This is a genomic window from Oceanobacter sp. ABM4_470 (genome assembly GCF_056158645.1).
The window spans coordinates 2003600-2021127 of the sequence record NZ_JBSWTR010000001.1 but is presented as its reverse complement, the minus strand read 5'-3'; the positions used below and the strand labels follow the sequence as shown (position 1 = coordinate 2021127).

Annotated in this window: 16 protein-coding genes; 7 read left to right on the top strand and 9 right to left on the bottom strand. The window is 50.6% G+C overall.

All coding sequences use genetic code 11. The features are described 5' to 3' along the window. Position 1: 1 nt before the first annotated feature. A complete protein-coding gene (locus ACXADJ_RS08765; protein WP_475064869.1) occupies positions 2 to 3478 on the top strand; it encodes a DEAD/DEAH box helicase family protein in 3477 nt (1158 codons plus the stop codon). Positions 3479 to 3605: 127 nt separating this feature from the next. On the opposite strand, the gene ACXADJ_RS08760 is transcribed toward ACXADJ_RS08765, so the two are convergent. The 4 genes from ACXADJ_RS08760 to ACXADJ_RS08745 all read right to left on the bottom strand — a co-directional run bounded on the left by ACXADJ_RS08760 (position 3606) and on the right by ACXADJ_RS08745 (position 7575). Further along, positions 3606 to 4169: a dTMP kinase gene (locus ACXADJ_RS08760; protein ID WP_475064867.1), complete on the bottom strand. Its 564-nt coding sequence runs from the start codon at positions 4167 to 4169 to the stop codon at positions 3606 to 3608. Next, a complete protein-coding gene (locus ACXADJ_RS08755; RefSeq protein ID WP_475064865.1) occupies positions 4147 to 5451 on the bottom strand; it encodes a B12-binding domain-containing radical SAM protein in 1305 nt (434 codons plus the stop codon). The genes ACXADJ_RS08760 and ACXADJ_RS08755 overlap by 23 nt, the downstream gene beginning before the upstream one ends. A gap of 170 nt (positions 5452 to 5621) precedes the next feature. Further along, complete coding sequence (locus ACXADJ_RS08750; protein WP_475064863.1) at positions 5622 to 6608, bottom strand: hypothetical protein; 987 nt, start codon at positions 6606 to 6608, stop codon at positions 5622 to 5624. Positions 6609 to 7182: 574 nt separating this feature from the next. Next, the gene (locus tag ACXADJ_RS08745; protein ID WP_475064861.1) at positions 7183 to 7575 is read right to left on the bottom strand and encodes a helix-turn-helix domain-containing protein; all 393 of its coding nucleotides are present in this window, start codon (positions 7573 to 7575) and stop codon (positions 7183 to 7185) included. 132 nt (positions 7576 to 7707) lie between these two features. Between ACXADJ_RS08745 and ACXADJ_RS08740 the strand changes: the two genes are divergently transcribed. The 4 genes from ACXADJ_RS08740 (at position 7708) to ACXADJ_RS08725 (ending at position 10836) form a co-directional block, all read left to right on the top strand. Further along, positions 7708 to 8622 (top strand): Dyp-type peroxidase, encoded by a 915-nt coding sequence (locus ACXADJ_RS08740; protein ID WP_475064860.1) that lies wholly within the window; start codon positions 7708 to 7710, stop codon positions 8620 to 8622. A gap of 226 nt (positions 8623 to 8848) precedes the next feature. Beyond that, positions 8849 to 9409 carry a DUF2589 domain-containing protein gene (locus tag ACXADJ_RS08735; RefSeq protein WP_028292652.1) on the top strand — a complete coding sequence of 187 codons (561 nt, stop codon included), beginning with the start codon at positions 8849 to 8851 and terminating at the stop codon, positions 9407 to 9409. A gap of 159 nt (positions 9410 to 9568) precedes the next feature. Beyond that, positions 9569 to 10264 carry a hypothetical protein gene (locus tag ACXADJ_RS08730; RefSeq protein WP_475064859.1) on the top strand — a complete coding sequence of 232 codons (696 nt, stop codon included), beginning with the start codon at positions 9569 to 9571 and terminating at the stop codon, positions 10262 to 10264. 14 nt (positions 10265 to 10278) lie between these two features. After that, positions 10279 to 10836 carry a hypothetical protein gene (locus tag ACXADJ_RS08725; protein ID WP_475064855.1) on the top strand — a complete coding sequence of 186 codons (558 nt, stop codon included), beginning with the start codon at positions 10279 to 10281 and terminating at the stop codon, positions 10834 to 10836. 64 nt (positions 10837 to 10900) lie between these two features. Here the strand turns inward: ACXADJ_RS08725 and ACXADJ_RS08720 are convergent, their stop codons facing one another. Beyond that, positions 10901 to 11356 carry a hypothetical protein gene (locus ACXADJ_RS08720; protein WP_475064851.1) on the bottom strand — a complete coding sequence of 152 codons (456 nt, stop codon included), beginning with the start codon at positions 11354 to 11356 and terminating at the stop codon, positions 10901 to 10903. 539 nt (positions 11357 to 11895) lie between these two features. Here ACXADJ_RS08720 and ACXADJ_RS08715 point away from each other — a divergent pair. Then, the gene (locus ACXADJ_RS08715) at positions 11896 to 12543 is read left to right on the top strand and encodes a nucleoside/nucleotide kinase family protein (RefSeq protein ID WP_475064849.1); all 648 of its coding nucleotides are present in this window, start codon (positions 11896 to 11898) and stop codon (positions 12541 to 12543) included. Positions 12544 to 12590: 47 nt separating this feature from the next. Here the strand turns inward: ACXADJ_RS08715 and ACXADJ_RS08710 are convergent, their stop codons facing one another. Beyond that, on the bottom strand, positions 12591 to 13106 hold the full coding sequence (locus tag ACXADJ_RS08710) for an RNA methyltransferase (RefSeq protein ID WP_475064845.1): 516 nt from the start codon (positions 13104 to 13106) through the stop codon (positions 12591 to 12593). Between the two features lie 163 nt (positions 13107 to 13269). Between ACXADJ_RS08710 and ACXADJ_RS08705 the strand changes: the two genes are divergently transcribed. Then, on the top strand, positions 13270 to 14583 hold the full coding sequence (locus ACXADJ_RS08705; RefSeq protein WP_475064843.1) for a mechanosensitive ion channel family protein: 1314 nt from the start codon (positions 13270 to 13272) through the stop codon (positions 14581 to 14583). A gap of 121 nt (positions 14584 to 14704) precedes the next feature. Here the strand turns inward: ACXADJ_RS08705 and ACXADJ_RS08700 are convergent, their stop codons facing one another. From ACXADJ_RS08700 to ACXADJ_RS08690, 3 genes are all read right to left on the bottom strand, one after another. Next, a complete protein-coding gene (locus ACXADJ_RS08700; RefSeq protein ID WP_028292646.1) occupies positions 14705 to 15520 on the bottom strand; it encodes an ABC transporter permease in 816 nt (271 codons plus the stop codon). Then, positions 15517 to 16263 (bottom strand): ABC transporter ATP-binding protein, encoded by a 747-nt coding sequence (locus ACXADJ_RS08695; RefSeq protein WP_475064840.1) that lies wholly within the window; start codon positions 16261 to 16263, stop codon positions 15517 to 15519. The genes ACXADJ_RS08700 and ACXADJ_RS08695 overlap by 4 nt, the downstream gene beginning before the upstream one ends. A 196-nt stretch (positions 16264 to 16459) precedes the next feature. Continuing rightward, the gene (locus ACXADJ_RS08690; protein WP_475064838.1) at positions 16460 to 17509 is read right to left on the bottom strand and encodes a YVTN family beta-propeller repeat protein; all 1050 of its coding nucleotides are present in this window, start codon (positions 17507 to 17509) and stop codon (positions 16460 to 16462) included. Between the last annotated feature and the right edge of the window lie 19 nt (positions 17510 to 17528).

Below are 17528 nucleotides of genomic sequence, written 5' to 3'. Positions count from 1 at the left end.
TATGGCTAATACCTCTTCAACCAGTGGCACTAAAAACACCAGCAGCGGTGTGCGCAGGAAAAAGAAAGCCGCGCAAACTCTGGAGTTTCGCCATCATCTGGTGCTGAACCAGTGGCTGTTCTCACTGTTCGGATTTGATGCGGTCTCTGGCCGTTATCCGGTGGGCAAACAGTTCGGTAGCAACAAGCCCCACGAAGCCGCAACACTGGAAGCCTTTCGGGATCGCTTTCAGCTGAAAGGCGACGTGACGGGCCGCGATGACGAAGGCGTGCATTATGTGCTCAAGAACATTCTGCAAAACTACGAAACCAGTCCGGGTATGTCGGGTACTGGAGCCGAAGCAGTGCATAAGGTCAAACTGACCGAAGAGCAGCTGCTGGACTACGACCGCAATATCAAAAAGCTCACCGACAAGATCAACGAAGGCCGTCAGAACGCCGGTGAAACCGAACTGGAGTGGAAGTACTTCCAGTATCTGGCATTGCTGTTTACCGAGGTCTATCTGGATTATTTGTTCAATCGTCGTGAGCAGCTACTGACCGAATTGAACGAACAGATCACCCGTTGGAACAGCTACTGGATTAATGAGCAGGGCTTTAAACACGACCGACTGCACCCCCTGAACCCTGATGATGACTACTGGCCTCAGCTCAGCCGTATTGCCTTCTGGAATGCCACCGGCTCCGGCAAGACGCTGCTGATGCATGCCAATATTCATCAGTTCCGGGATTACCTGGAAAAGTCGCAAAAGAAAAATCTAATCAATCATATTGTTCTGTTAACGCCTAACGAAGCCTTGACGCGCCAGCATCTGCAAGAACTGCAAACTTCGAGTATTGCGGCGGCAGAATTTACCAGCCGTGCTGTCAGCCAGCAGGGCGATATGTATTACGCCCAGAATCCGGTGTTGGTAATCGACATTAACAAGCTGCGCGAGAGCGAGAACAAGAAAACCGTGGCGGTGGGCAGCTTTGGAACCAACAACTTGTTGCTGGTGGACGAGGGCCACAGGGGTACCGCCAGTGGTGGCGGTACCTGGCTGGAATATCGTCAAAAGTTATGTGAAACCGGCTTTTCCATCGAATACTCCGCTACCTTTGCCCAGGCGGCGATGCAACACGACAGTCTGCGTCAGGTGTATACCAAATCCATTCTGTTCGATTACTCCTATCGCCATTTCTATAGTGACGGCTACGGCAAGCAGTCGCAGATTCTGAATCTGGAAGGCAGCAAAGACAAAGACGACGAGTTCCGGTATCTGGTAGCGTCGCTATTGAGCTATTACCAGCAGCTGCGCTTGTTTGATGCCCATCCGGAACAGTTCAGGCGTTTTAATCTGGCGCGTCCGTTATGGATTTTCGTCAGTTCCAAAGTGACGGCCAGTCTGCCAGCCGGTGAAGCATCGGACATGGTGAAGGTGCTGCAGTTTGTCGAACAGGTGCTGACCAAGCCGCAAGACACCATTGCGGTGATAGACCAGTTGTTAAAGCGCGGTATGGAAACCTCGGGTGGTCGTAATTTGCTGGATGGCCGTTTCAATTTCCTCAAGGGCAGTGGTTTTGAAGCGGCAGATATTCATGCCGATTTGCTGGAGCGGATTTTCCATTGCAACGGCGGTCATTTGCACATCGAGAATATTGCCGGTGTAAAAGGCGAAATCGCGTTGTTTGGTGGCACCTCAGACAAGCCGTTTGGTGTGATCAACGTGGGTGACGATACCAAGCTGCTGAAACTGTGCGAGCAAAACGACTTGATGGTGCGCGATGCCCGTTTTGCCGAGTCGCGCTTTAACACCATCAACAACAATGACTCCGACATCAACGTACTGATTGGCTCGAAGAAATTCACCGAAGGCTGGAGCAGCTGGCGGGTGTCGAATATGACGCTGATGAACGTGGGCAAAAACGAAGGTGCCCAGATTATTCAGCTGTTTGGTCGCGGTGTGCGCCTGAAAGGTTTTGCCACCACGCTGAAGCGTTCTGCCGAACTGCCAGAACTGCTTCGTGCGGCGGGTGTTGAACGGCCAGAGTACATTGGCATTCTCGAAACCCTGAATATCTTCGGCTTAAAAGCTGACTATATTGCCCAGTTCCGTAAAGAGCTGGAAGACGAAGAAATCCCCATTAACGAAGGCTTGATTGAGTACGAACTGCCCATTTTACCGATGGACAATTTGCCGCAAGACCTGCCGATCATTCGCTTGCAGTCCAGTATTTCTGGCAAAGCCATTGGTGGTAGCGGCACGGCTTTTCTGGAACTGGCCGAGCAGGTGGTACTGGAATCACCGATGCAGTTGCGTAACCGTGGTGCGCAAGGCGCATTCGAGTATTTCTGTCATCCGCCAAGGGTGCAGCTGGATTATTACCCTCGGGTAGGAGCCTTCTCTACGGACAAGCAGGGTGAGCGTGATGTTGCTCGTAAAACCCAAACACTGGGTGCGATTCACCGCGCATTGATCAATACCGAAGCCCTGTACTTTGATTTGCTGGCTTTCAAGCGTGAGAAACGTTGGTCGAACCTGACCATTACCCGTGAGGTCGTAGAGAAACTGCTGGAAGACTCCGGCTGGTACGAATTGGAAGCGCCCGATTTGTCGATGGACGTAGGTGATTTAAGTAAAATTGCCCTGTGGCAAGAGATGGCGGGTTCGCTGCTGCGTAAATACTGCCAGATGTTTTACACCTATAGCCGCAAAAAGTGGGAAGCCAACAAACTGGAATATCGCCCGATCACGGAAAACAATCAGTACCTGTTTGGCAAGCAGGAACCGGGGCAGTGTGGCAGCTACACGCTAACGCTCGATAGTTTCCGTCATGATGACTTGATCAAGGAATTGGATCTGATTCGTCAGAGCATTCTCGACGGCGATGAAAAAGCATGGCGTGACAAAGAACCGGGTAGCCGTTTGATGATGCTGTGGTGTGAGCGGCATCTTTATCACCCGCTGGTGGCTGCGACCCAAGGGTTGGACTTCCAGATCAGTCCGGTGGCCTTGAACTCCGGCGAAGCCAACTTTGTAAAAGACCTTCAGCAAGCATGGGAGCAGGGGATTTTCTCTGGCTGTGATCTGTACGTACTGCGTAACCAGACTGGCCAAGGTGCGGTGGGTGTGTTTATTGACGGCGGCTTCCAGCCCGACTTTATCTTGTGGATTCGCAAGGGCGACAAGCAACATGTGGTGTTTGTTGACCCCAAGGGCCTGGGACGCCTGCGTCCACACAGCCCGAAAGTGCAGTTTTACAAAACCATCAAGGAAATCGAAGCGGATATGTTGCGTCAGTACCCGGCCTACGCCAATGTGCAACTGGATGCGTTCTTGTTTTCGGTAACTCGTAAAGCAGCTTTGTTGGCAGACTGGACGGAATACGAAGGTCAGCCAGTGACCGAGCAGCACTTTAAAGACTGGAATATTTTGTTTGAGGAAGAAGGGGTTGAGGCAATTCGCGATATTGCTAAGCGGATAAATCTAAGCCAGTGATCTACAGCATAAAACCGCAATCCTGGGGCGACTTTATCCTTGGAATGACTGGGATTGAGCAATCGCGCTGCTCCAGAAACTGCCGGTAACAAAGCCCTCTCTCTGTCACCGGCTAATTCCTTGCCCGTTATTCCGGGCAGAGCGACGTGATGATGGCAATCAGTTTCTGCAGCGCTTGCTGCTGATCCAGCCCGGACACATCCAGTTCTATATCGCAGCGCTGGCGTAACCCGGCCATCACTTGCTGGCGGAATTCCGGTTGCAGGGTTTCCAGGTCTTCAGCCGTTGCACCACGTTGGGCCAAGCGGCTTTGGCGTTCCTGTTCATCCAGTGTCAGCAGGATGGTGAGGTCGGGTTTAACCGCTTGTGATAGTGCTGCTTCCAGATCGGCGGTCACACCGCGTGCTTTGGCATAGGCAATGGTGGAGGCGCTGTAGCGGTCCATCACCACGCTTTGTCCTTGCTGGCAGAGGCTTTCGGCACGTTCACCTTCTGTCTGAACTGTAGCGGCGTAAAACAGGGCCCGTGCTGTTTGCGATTCGCCCAAGCCTTTGATGATGTCTGCGCGCAGTGGCTGCAGTTCTTTGCCGGGCGTGGTCAGAAACTTGTAGCTGTGGTGTTCGGACAGGTTCTTGGCGAGGGTGGTTTTGCCAACGCCGTCGAGGGCTTCAAGCACGATAAAATATGGCATCTTCTTCTACTCCATATTCCGGGGATAGTAGGTGGTTGGGTTCAAGTTGGCCAAGGTTCAATTGGTTGGCCAGTTCTGCCATTTTTTTGTTGTCTTCAAGGCTGCAAGTGTTGCTTTGGATGACCAGGGGGATCGCTTCATCCGATTCAACAAAACCGAATTCTTCCTTTCTTCCATGCAGCGCTGTACCTCGGAGTAACATCAGCGGCCAGGCTTTGATCCGGGTTACCCCATGCTGGTGGCACCAATCGACGGAACGTTTGAAACTTTCTAGGGTTTGCGATGGCAAGCCGTATATGAGGGATATTTCAAAAGGAATTTGTCGCTGTTTTAATTGCTTTAGTTTCTGGGCAGCGATTTTCATGTTGTTACCGCGGCGTATCAGTAACGATTCCGATCGGATGGCGGTTTGCAGGCCAAATTCAAGGTCAACTTTTAAGCCATTCAAAGCATCCAGAAAATCATTGGTTAACATTTCCAGTCGGCACTGCAGGGAAATCTCGGCTTTTACTCCGGCATCTTTCAATATCTGGAGTACACGTAGAGCATGTTGTTCGCAGTGGTGAAAAATAGGGTCGAGGATCGAGATTCGTTTTACATTGGCTTGAGCGAACAGGCGGGCTTCTTCTGCCAGTCTTTTGTAGCTGAAAGTCTTCACTTTGTGGCGATTGTCTGCGGACTTGTGCTGGCAGAATTCGCAAGCGTATGGGCAACCTCGTTGGGTTTCCCAATGAATCGAGGAAACTATTGGCAAAAGGCCGGTTATGTATGGGGACGGCAGGTCTTCAAGTGAGTGGTCTGCCTGAAGCCCCTTATCTGGCAGTCCTGCCAGGTGGATGCCGGCAACATTTTCATGCTGGCCTTGTATAGCGGCAACCAGTGCTTTCTCACCATAGCCTCGGATAAAGATATCAACGCCTGGATATGCTGATTCCAACTTCCCTTTGGAGGCATAGGAAACCTGTGGACCGCCGAGAATAATAGTGGCATTGGTTTTTTGTTTCACTTGCTGGATTAGCGATTGGCTAGACTCTTCATTCCAGACATATAAACCTAAACATAAAAAACAGTCGTCACCGGATGATTCATGTCTTTTAATGTAATTGATAACCTCTTCTGCTTTTCGGTTTACATTGAAGTCTTCACTATTGACGGCGATTACGAAATTTTTAACCGGTATGTTATTTGAATCCAGTGATGCCAAGATGGAAGCATTCCCCAAGCTTTTTCGGCCGTCAGCCTGCCGATCCACTTCAAGGGATAGCAAAATAGCTTTTTTCATTTTTTTAGTGCAGCTTTTATCCGGAAATTTTGTTGATGTTACGTTTGAAGTTCTTTGATGCCCTTATGTCGCTTGGCGAGCAGGGGACAGTAACAAATGCATTTTTGTCTGGAGGGTATAATTTCCCATGCTTCTTTCCATGGATAAAAATCCATCCGAGCTTTACCTTTTCAGAGACAAGAGATCTTATTTCGGGACTGGAAGAGTATTTCATTGTTTTTCTCAGTGTTGATTTTATGTAGGGTAATAACTTCTAAGATAGCCTCCTCGATGTTGTGAGGTGATGAAGGAGAAATGTATTTTTCGAGTAGAAGGATGAATGTCATATTTATGCTGAATGCCAATATGGACAGCTTCTCAATTGTCTGCTCAGAAAAACGTTCATCTTTGGACATGTTCTTGATAACTTTTTTGAAATATTTCCATGTTCCATTTTGTGATTTTTCTTTCCACCTAAACCATGTTCTACGTGCATTTTCTTTATCATTTAGACCTGTGGATATTTTATAAAAATCTCCTTTCTCGATATTCCATGAATTACAGATATAATCTGAAATTAGAGTTATAAAACATGATGATATGTAAATTCTTGCTGAATTTTTATTGACGCTCGCCTGTTGGTCTGGGAAGAAATCATCCCACGACTTCTTCATGTAATTGATGACCCCTGGGTTGTATCCATCATTTCTACATAGTAGGGTTAATACAACCATGGCCGCTTGGGTAAGACGTCTGTCATCCTCGTTAAATAATTCACCTGCCGGATAAACCTTGTCAAAATCAGAAGCTATTTCTTGGTATAGAGTGCTTTTCTTTCGAAGTGCGAAATCTGAACTCATTTGAGTTATTTCAAATAGGGGCAGTGGAGCTATCTTTTTCAAGGATTTGCAGTCGATATCATCAGTGATGATACTTTTAAAGAAGCTCCTTATTTCATCGGGCATCTCTGTGTTTTCTGAAACTGATTTAGATATTTTCTCATCGAATTTTTCAGTTTTACTCCAGTTTTCTATTGTTTTAGGGTCTTTTCCCGCGAGCAGTGATAAAATTTCATAGAGTCCTTTCTCTCCATAGAAATTTTCATACATAAACCCAAGCACTCTTGAAAATGCCTGAGCCTGTAGCTCCGTGTCTGTTACAAATGGAAGTATGGCCATTGGTTATCCTCTGTATTCTATGGCTCCATAATCCTGGAATTATTGCTAGTGATGTAGTGACATTTTGGGGAAAAATTGAAGTTTTCTGACATTGGCTAGATTTGAATCTGGTTGAAAAGCGGGCTACTTGATTAGTAAAGGTGTCATAGCCCCAACGTTTAGATACCTCTTACAACGCACCAGTGCAGTTTTCTGGTAGCTGTCCTGGAAGAACCTTGTCTCGTTGTCTGGCGCCGCCTCCGTCTCCAAATCGCGGGATTGCAAAGCAGTCGTCGAGGGCAAATCCGTATACCGATTGTTTGGCGTATGCTCTTTGCATGGCCAGCAGGTCGCGTTCGGCCAAAAATCCAAAGTTGTTACCAGATCCGGAAGGTGCCATGAATCAGAAGCTCCATTTCTACTACCACAGGCGCTGTCTATCGGGAGATATACAGAGCAGTGATTACAACACGTATGGGCGTTGCTGAAAATTCAACGGCTCAATTTTCTTCCGGTAATTGTTGAAATAAACGCTTGTTGAGATATTAAGACAAGGCTACAGGTTGCACGTAAGCTTCTACAGCTCACTCATCCGTCACACCCTTCGTATCCTTTCCTGATACCCATTCCCTTGCAGTTTGTTCAGGTACTCCACCGGCGTGGCGTTCACAAACTTTTTGAATTCCCGTTGGAAGTGGGATTGGTCGCTGAAGCCAAGGTCGAAGGCCAAGTCGGATAGGACGACGTCGGTGTGGCGGTTGATGTCGTGGATGGCGTTTTGGCAGCGGACGATGCGGCTGAAGGTTTTGGGGGATAGTCCAAGGTCTTCTTCAAATTGGCGTTGCAGGGGTCGGCGGCTGTAGCCGGTGTGTGTTTCCAGGTCGTTGATTTTCAGGTTGCCGTGGGTTTCACGCAGCAGCTTCATGGCCTGATGAGTGAGGGCGGAGGTTTGTCGATAGCTGCGTCCGTTGATGAAGCCTTCGAACATTCAGGATTCAGGAATAGATAGCTTTATTTCTTGTGCTTTGGAGGAACGGTACGCTGACTTACGGAAACTGCCGCAAGAGAGCTTGGGGTCGGTTACAATTAGAGCAACCGTGATCAAGAACGAGGAACCATCATGACCACCCACCAACAAGGCCTTTTCAGCCAGGGCAGCTCGCAGTTTTACTACCTTGAATACAATCTGGATTGGTCTTTGCCGTTGGATACGACTCGGGCCGCGCTGCATGCGGCTGTTTATCAGAACCTGCCGACCAATATGGTGGTGTCGTTTGGCAAGCGTGCATGGAATGCCTTGAATCCGGGGTGTTCGCCAGCAGATTTGGTTGCTTTCGAAGGGCTTCAAGGCTCAGAAGAAGCCGGGGCTGCGCATTTGGTGGCTCCTGCGACTCAGGCGGATGTGTTTTTCTGGATTCATTCGGGCAGTGTCGCCAGCAACATTGATCGTATGCAAGGTGTGCATGAGGCAATGTTAGAGGTGGCCAATCTGGTGCTGGATCTGCCGGGTTTGTGTTATCACGACTCCCGTGATTTGAGCGGTTTTGAAGACGGCTCGGCTAACCCCAAAACTGATGATGCGCGCCTACAGGCAGCGTTGATCCCGGCAGGCCAACCTGGTGCTGGTGGTTCTTATGTGTTGAGCCAGAAATGGGTTCACAATCTCAAGGCCTTTAACCAAATGCCGGTGAAAGAGCAGGAGGGCGTGATTGGCCGTACCAAGCTGGATGCCATTGAGCTTGAAGGCGACGATATGCCAGCCAATTCGCATGTCAGTCGAACGGATGTTTCACTGGAGGGTGTGGCTCAGAAGGTTTGGCGTCGAAGTGGGGCTTATGCCAGCGCGACAGAGCGCGGTTTGTATTTTCTGTCGTTTGCCTGTGAACTGCGTCGTCACAGCATTCAGCTGGAGCGGATGTACGGTCTGACCGGTGATGGTCTATACGACCGCCTGCTGGATTTCTCAACGCCGGTGACGGGTTCGTACTGGTTTGCTCCGTCAATGGAAGATTTGGCTGCGGCACTGCAAGCCTGACCTTATTCTTGTAGCGGCAGCTATCTGCCGCTGTTTATATACCTTTCTTTACGGTTGTGGCGTCCGTCACAGCCTTTGTGAGTAATCACTCATATTCTGATTCTTTCCTGTCTTGTCGCTCCCTTTCACCGCATTTAGCGTCTGCTGGTCGGTTTTTGATCTACTTGGATGTTGAAAGCTGACACGCGGCGAGGACTAACTGAAGACAGTCTCAAGGAGAGATACCATGACGAATCTGGTTCAAGAACTGAACAGCCTGGATTTCAGCGTGTACATCGGTGGACCGATGCAAGCTGCCGTTCAGGCCCAGCATGCGGCTTCCATGTCGCAGGTGAAATTCATTCAGGAAGTGGGTTTCCAGGATTCCAGCGGCACCGGTGGTGGCAAGGAATTACGCTATGTGGATTTCAACTATGAAAAATCCGTTCCCAAAGACGATGGTAGCGGCTTTGAAAACCAGCAGGTCAATATCAAGGTGCCGTTTTTGACCATGCTGACCATTCCATCGTTGCGCATTGAGGAGATGGTGATCGATTTCAATGCCAAGCTCACTTCGACGGAAACCTCCAATGTATCGAGCGAATTTGCGGCCAGCGCCGAGCTGGGTATCAATTACAAGATCGTTAACTTCAAGGCATCGGCGTCTTACAAGCGGTCGTCCAACCGCGGTACCAGTGTCGAAAAAACCTATAACCTCGGCGTGAAGGTGACGGCGCTAAATGATGAAATCCCGGCTGGGCTTGACCGTATTCTGACCATGCTGGAAGACAGTATTGTCAGTGTTTAAGCGCACTGCTTAAGCCGTAATTCAGGAAGGCGTTGGCCAGCTCTGCTTATTCTCCTTGCCGCTATTTTCAATCTGTAAGGGTGTCGATTGTGAAATGAAGGCGGGGCTGGCCGACTCTGTTCAATTATTTAAGGACGCTGTTTTTAACAGGGAATCGCAATGCCAACATTAAATGAATATCTCGGTAGCATCATCTCCAGCCTGAATACAGCCAGAGTCATGGCAGATATCCAGACTGTGAAAGTGGCTCAGGACTACGCCAAACACGAGCTGTTGCAGCATTTTTCGGTGCCCAGAATGAAGATCGACGATGTTGAAATAACCATTCCAGTGGCGATTGAGTCTGCCGACCAGGTGCTTGAAGAGCCCGTCGATATTATCAATAACAAGCAATTCAATAGTGATACCTATGCTCTGGTCACGCGCAGTGTGGGTCGTGACAGCTTACCCAGAGAGGTATCCAGCAAGGTGCGTTCGGTCATTTCCCGCTACAACCGCCAATTGGAAACCGATGTGAATCAGCTGCGCAGTAATAAGCCCGTTAAGCAGTACGCTGCCAGCCTGAATGAAGAATTAGAGGGCGTGTTCGAGGAAACAAAGTTGGAATACAACCGTGAAAAGGCAGCAAATTCTAATTTGGCCAGCGAATTGGCGAACCTCGCCAATCAGGAAGTGACCGCTGCATTGGGGAAAACTCGTCTTGGTGACATGAATGTGATTGCGGAAGCACACCTGCTAAAAGAGCAGGATGTCGACAAGATTCTGCAAATAAAACTGAAGGTGTCTGAGGACAGCATGGAGTGGCAAAAAATGGAGCTGGATGGCGAAGTTACCAGCAAGCTGCTGCCGGAATAAGGGGAGGTTACATCATGATGCGCTCTCCTGTGATGTTTGAAAAACAAGTAGCCGACGTGTTGTTGGCTTTTCCTTCCCTGGTTAAATTGCAGCAGTCAAAAAGCCCGGCATTTTTGCAATCGGTTATGGATTGGACTGATCAGGCTGAACAGTTGTTGCAGCAAAACCGCCATGTGAAGGTTGCTGAGCTGGCTGGTTTGAAAAGCCGCATTATAAGCCCTGAGCGTGCGGCAGACTTCCGGGGTTCGCTGCGTAAAGCTCAACAGGAAGCGGCAGCGGGTGCGCTATATGAGTTGCAGCGCTGCCTCCAGCATGTGCACGATGAGCTGGTGGTCAAATCTGGCCCTGCCAGGGAGGTTGTAGGTCAAATATTGGCAATGGTGGCAGACAGTGGCGTTATTCGTCACTCAAGCTCTGGAACAGCGCAGCAATTGGTAGAAGAGATCTGGCAGCTGGTGTCTAACCACGAACAATTAAAACCCATGGTGGTCGGCCTGAAAGGCAAATTAGCGCAGCAAGATATTCAGATGCTAATGATCGAGGAAGTACGTCTGGAAGAGTTTATGGGATAAAAATAGATTAACGGGCCAGTGATATATGTTTATATCCCGGCCCGTTAATAAGAAAGATTTTAAATCAAATCTTCCAGGTGCGTACGGTTGGGAAGCCGTATTCTTCAACCCATTGCTCCAGCTTTTTAGGGCTGCGCTTGATCTTTTCAATCACTTCGTTGGTGGCCGGATTGCGGTAGCTACCTGCTTTCAGCTTTGGTTTTGGAAGGGTAGATACTTTTTCTGGCTGCTGTTCCTGCTTGGCTGCTTGTTTGGCAAAGTGCTTTTGCAGTGCGGCATACAGGTTGCTTTCTGGCTCAGAAGTAATCCATTGCTCGATGGAATCGGCTTTGGAGTTAAAGTATTCGTATTCGGATATACCGTATTTACGCAGGTTGCTGAAATATTCCTCATTCAGCTTTTTCAGATTTTCCTGCTTCTTTTTTTGCTCATCCCTGGCTTGCATCAGCTGTTCCAGCTTGGCTTTCTCAGCTTCGATTAATGCATCGATATTGGTATCAATCAATGACACGTTGTGCATGCCTCTTTGTTGGTTTTACGGGTTGCTTTTGTCGTCCATGAATAATGTTGTTGCTAAAAATTTTTACAACATTACGCGTGGAATGCTTATGGTTGTACTGAAATATTCGCGCAGTGCGGAGCCATTCAGACGGTTCCTGGCTGCCGAAGCTCTATCGTTCAGTTGCACAATGGCTTTGGTCTGAAAGACGACTGGAAACGACAAGCTACGCGAGTACGCTACCTGGAACTTTCGGCAACTTCCCATCTTAGGACCGTGAGATTACCCGATGAAGCATAGGTTATTATCCCTTTGCTGTGAATACTCTGTTTTCAATAGTGCTGAATGGCACAAACTATGTAAGCAAGATTGGAGCTTAATGGCCGATTTTGATCAATTTTTGTCTTACCAAAGCGGATTTCATTACACATATTTACGGTAACTGTTGTGCGAATTATGTTCATTGAGACGGATAGAACCTGATAAATGGTTATGGTTCGCTAACTATATAATTCATAAATAAAGTCCCAGGGAGGATATCAGTGACAAATGAGCAGAGCATGGTTCAAACACTTGCCCGGGAATTGTTGCGTATTTGGGACTCGGGCCAACGCTATTGGATCGGCCTTGCCGGTGCGCCCGGCAGTGGCAAGTCGACGCTGGCTGAAAATATAAAACAGGCGTTCGATGCGTTGCTTGCATCCAGAGGTGACGATGGTGAGTTGCTGGTGTTACCAATGGACGGCTATCACTTGTCCCGCAAAGCGCTGGATGCCTTGCCAGACCCTGCCACAGCGCATCTGCGTCGTGGTGCACCGTTTACATTCGATGCCGAGCAATGCGTTGCCGATTTGCTGGAGGCCAAGCACGCTGAACAAGCGCTGTTTCCGGGGTTTGACCACGCGGTGGGTGATCCACAGCAAGGGCAGTACAGGCTGGCCGCGGCCCATAAACTTGTGCTGGTGGAAGGTAATTATCTGCTATTGAACGATTCACCGTGGCAGCGGCTGAAAGGTGAGTTATTCGACGAATGCTGGTTTGTTAATACGCCGTTGGAAGTCAGTAATCAGCGGGTGTTGGAGCGCCATCAGACTTTGGGGTTGAGTTTGGAGCAAGCGCAGCATCGGGTTGATGCCAATGACGGTTTGAACGCCCGTTACATACACGAGCATTCAGATTTTGATGGGGTTCGTCTTATCGACTGGTGATAACCGATGAGAAGTGGCGAGTTAATCCCAATTCAAAACCGGAGTTTTTAGCTCTGATCCTGGCTTTTGACTTTCAAACGGTTGTTGTTGTCGCGGCTGTTTTTGATTCGTTCGTCATGATCAACAGGCAGAGCCTGCTTGGCACAACGGTCGTACAGCAGAATGTTCACGGTGGCAGCCAGGTTTAAGCAGCCCTCGGTCGGTACGTACACTACGGCGTCGCAGGCGTCGACCACAGTCTGATCCAGCGAGCCATCTTCCGGACCGAACACATAGATTGCATCTGCCGGGTGTTCGAACACTGGCAGTGGGACGGCACCTTCAACAAGTTCAACGGCTACCATGGTTTTATCGGCAGACACCAGTTGCAGTAGTGAGTCGACCGGTTGGTGAGGGATTTTTTCCCGCACATTGTTGGTCGCGGTGTGAAATCGGTTGGCAAACTCGATGCGGGTTCCGGTGTAGTACACCTGTTCTGCGCCAAAGCAATTGGCTGCCCGCAGAATAGAGCCAAAGTTGGTCGGGTCTTTGGGGTTGCTCAGGGCAATAACAGCAGAACTCAAAACAGCATACCGGGGTAGTTTAAAAGCGCGATTATAGAGGATTTTATTCGTATTTCGCAGCAACTCACCCGCCGATTAACGATCCAAAGAAGCAGCGCAAAATCCAACCCATCACCATATACTGGTGCAAATACTTCTCTTTGTTGATTCAGGAGCATCCCTTTTGGATACCCGGCTTTACCAGCAAAAACTGACCGATACCCTAGAACAATTTTCAGAGCTGTTAATGCAGCCGGAAACTTACACGCAGCTGTTGCTGGTTTTAGTCATATACGGATTGGCCTACACGGTTGCCAACCGTATTCGAAAGGTGTTTCCGCTGCTGGCCGATAGCAAGGGCGACCCAACGGCTACGCCGGTTCAGAAAGTGGGTGGTCATTTTGGCAATTTGATGTTCCCTTTGCTCAGTATCACTGCGTTGAACTTTGCAGTGGAAGGCAGCGGCCATTTGCTGGGCGAGTCCTGGCTGGTGCACATCGCCTTGGTCGTAGCGCTGTTGCTGATGGTTCACTCGCTGATTCGTGATCACGTGCGCAACGACTTTATTGCGTTTGTGTTCCGCTGGATCGGTATGCCTTTACTCTTTTTGCACCAGGTCGATCTGCTGGCACCGATTGTGGCAGTTCTGGAATCGATGAAGGTGACTGTCGGGAATCTGGAAGTTTCGGCCTATGGCATCGCCCGCGTGGCGCTGTTTGGTTCCATGCTGTTCTGGTTGGGGCGGGTGTCCAACAGCACGGGTCAGGAGATGATCCGCCGCCAGGAAAAACTGGATTTTCGTACCCGTGAGCTGGCTGCCAAGCTATTTGAAGTCGGTATTTTTACCCTTATCGGTATCCTGCTGTTGCAGGTGATGGGGATTAACCTGACGGCACTGGCGGTGTTTGGTGGTGCGGTTGGTGTGGGGCTGGGTTTTGGCTTGCAAGCCATCGCTTCCAACTTTATCTCTGGCATCATCATCCTGCTCGACCGTTCGGTGTCGGTGGGGGATTTCATTGAGCTGGAAGACGGTCGCCAGGGCTATGTGCTGGAGCTGACGCTGCGTTCCACTGCACTGGAAACCTTTGACGGCAAGATCATCATGGTGCCGAACGAGAAGTTTGTGTCGGGTACCTTCACCAACTGGACTCACAAGAACAAGAAGCAGCGTTACCGGGTCGATTTTTCTGTGGCCTATGGCTCGGACATTCGCCAGCTGGTGGAAATCATCAAGGAAACCGTGGCCTCCCATGAACAGGTGATCAGCGGGGATGAAATCCCCATTGAAGAGCGCCCGGATTGCGAGATCGACAGTTTTGGCGACTCCGGCGTCAATATGTTTGTGGAATTCTGGATGGACGGCATCGACGACGGCCGTAACCGGGTGGGCGGTGATTTACTGCTTATGATTTATGAAGCCATGCGCGATAACGGCTTCGAGATTCCGTTCCCGCAACGGGAAGTGCGGATTCTGAACGAGTCGCAGAACAAGCTGTAACGCCTGACGACAGCGTTAGAAAAACAAGAAGCCGCTGAAACGTGCTTAACAAGCGTGTTTCAGCGGCTTTTCTGTTTGGTGTGAAGCAGTTTGGGTCGGGAGCAGCTTGGGATTAGAGGCGCTACGGCTTGCCCTTGCCACCCGGTGCTTTGCCAATAGCACCACGTTCCGGGTTGAACACCAGCACCGCCAGTGTCGTGAATAGCACCAGGCAGCCACTCACCACCGCCAGTGCTTCGCCGTTCAGTTTGCCGTAAAGAGCAAAGCGAATCAGCTCGACGCCAAAGGTGAACGGGTTAACCGAGCACAGCCAGTACAGCCATTCGCTGGACTCCTGCATTTTCCACAGCGGATACAGCGCCGATGACATAAAGAACATCGGGAAAATCACGAAGTTCATTACCCCTGCGAAGTTCTCAAGCTGGCGAATAAAGCTGGAAATAAATAGGCCAATAGCGCCCAGCATAACGCCCGTCAGAATGACCGCTGGCAGCGCCCACAGAAAACCGACCCATGGCGGCTGCACGTCGAACCACCAGGCAATCGCCAGAAAGGCGTACACCTGCGGAATCGCCACAATGGTGCTGGCAGCCAGTTTGCTCAGCAGCAGATACCAGCGTGGCAGTGGGCTCATCAACAGGATGCGCATGCTGCCCATTTCGCGGTCGTAAACCATCGACAGCGAGCTTTGCATGGCGTTGAACAGCAAAATCATCGAGATCAGGCCCGGCGCAATGTACACCTCGTAGGTAATGTAGGTGTCGTAGGGCTCAATGATGGATATGCCCAGCGCTGCCCGAAAACCGGCAGCGAAGACGACCAGCCACAGCAATGGGCGAACCATGGAGCTGAAGAAACGTGTGCGCTGGTGCACAAACCGCAAGGCTTCCCGTTTCAGAACGCCGTTGAAGGCAATCAGGTAGTTGGCTGGCGTCATGGTTTGACTCCCTGGCCAGATTTGCTGGCGGTCAGTAAGGCAAACGCGTCGACCAGTGTGTCGGTGCCTGCTTGTTGGCACACCTGTTCGGCGATGGCGTTGGCCTGGACGCAGCCCTGATGCATCAGGGTAACCGGGTCTTGAGGGTGAATTTCTTCAATCAGGTGTGTGGACCACAACACGGTGACGCCTTGTTCTTCACACAAGCTGCGCACGTGCTGGTTCAAGCCCGCGCGGGTTTGCGGGTCAAGGCCAACGGTGGCTTCGTCCAGCAGTAACAGGCTGGGCTGGTGTACCAGTGCCCGGGCAATTTCTACCCGCCGGCGGTGGCCGCCGTTCAAGGCGCGGACTTTTTGTTTGCGGGCGTCGAGCATGTCGACGCGACGCAGCTCTTCTTCAATGCGTTGCTTGCGGAGCTTGCCGCTCATGCCATGTAGGCAACCGTGATAGTCGAGGTTTTGCTCGACCGACAGGTCCATGTCCAGCGTGCTTTGCTGGAACACCATACCGATCTCGGCCAGCAGGGCTGACGGTGCGTTTTTTAAACTGTGACCGTTCACCCGAATGTCGCCCTGTTGCACCTTGAACAGGCGGCTAATGAGCGAGAACAGGGTGGTTTTACCGGCCCCGTTAGGGCCAAGCAGGGCGTGGAATTGGCCCTGCTCAATGCGGAAGCTGACGTTATCCAACGCCTGCTTGCCGGGGTAAAAATGACTGAGTTGGTCAACTTCAACCAGCGACATAGGGGTTCCTGTTGAATCTGGAATGAATGCATCGTCGTTTTGCGAATGAGCGTCGAATCGCGTTATGGAACGATTCAACATCATTTGCCTTCAGGACGAGCCAAACCTGCGCCCGGACCGATACACGATGGACAAAAACACGCTGGGCGTGGCCCAGCCTGCCAGTGTTCTGAAGTGCCCGGGGCAGAAGCAAACATTATGGCTTGATGGCCAGGCCCCATGGGTAGCGACCCACCTTGATGGATTTGATCACTTTCAGTTTGTCGACATCCACCACGGAAACATCACCACTGATGCCGTTGGTGGTCAGCAGGTATTTTTCATCCGGTGAAAAGGCCATGTGCCACACACGGCGGCCCACCAACAGGTAGTCGAGCACTTCGTAGGTTTTGGCGTCGACCACGGCAACGTGGTTGGCTGGGCCAAGGGCAACAAACGCATAACGGCCGTCAGAGGATAGCTTGACGCCGACGGGTTGTACCTTGTCACGGTGCACACCACGAATCTCGAACCGCAGCTTGTGCAGCTCTTCTTTGCTGTCGACATCAATAACCGAGACGGTACCGCCAATTTCAGCGCTGGCCCAGAGTTGTTTGCCGTCCTTGCTGAATTCTACATGACGGGGGCGCTGATCAACCTTGGTGTTGTGGAACAGTTCGTTGGTCTCGGTGTTAATCCAGTGCAGCATGCTGGTGGTTTCAGAGGTATTCACCACAATCTTGCCGTCCGGGCTGACGCCCATGCCTTCCGGTTCCACACCCACATCAATCTGGGCAGTCACGATGCTTTTCTGGGGATCAACCACGGTTACCAGAGAGCTGTCCTCATTGGAAATGTACAGGCGGTGGCCATCCGGGTGCAGGGCGAACTGCTCCGGGTCTTCGCCGGAGGGCAGGTTGGCGATGATCTGGCCCGAAGCAACGTCCATAACCTGTACGGTGTCGTCGTCGCTGGCGCAAATGTACAGCTTGGTGTAGTCCTCGTTGAAGGTAATACCACGTGGCCGCTGGCCAACCTCGATGGTGTTCACCACTTCGAGGCTGTCGAGATCAATGATCGACAGAGTGTCGTCTTTTTCGTTGGATACATACGCCAACGAGGCCGCCATAGCTGACTGGCTGGCACCTGTAAGGGCTGCGGGTAGCAGGATGGGCAGAAGCGCAGGCAGCAACAGGCGACGGGTGGTTCGCAGGGCTTTTTGACCAAGGTATTTGGGGGCCACGAAGCGCTTTGAAGAAAGTTTCATGATCATTATCTCGTTGTTG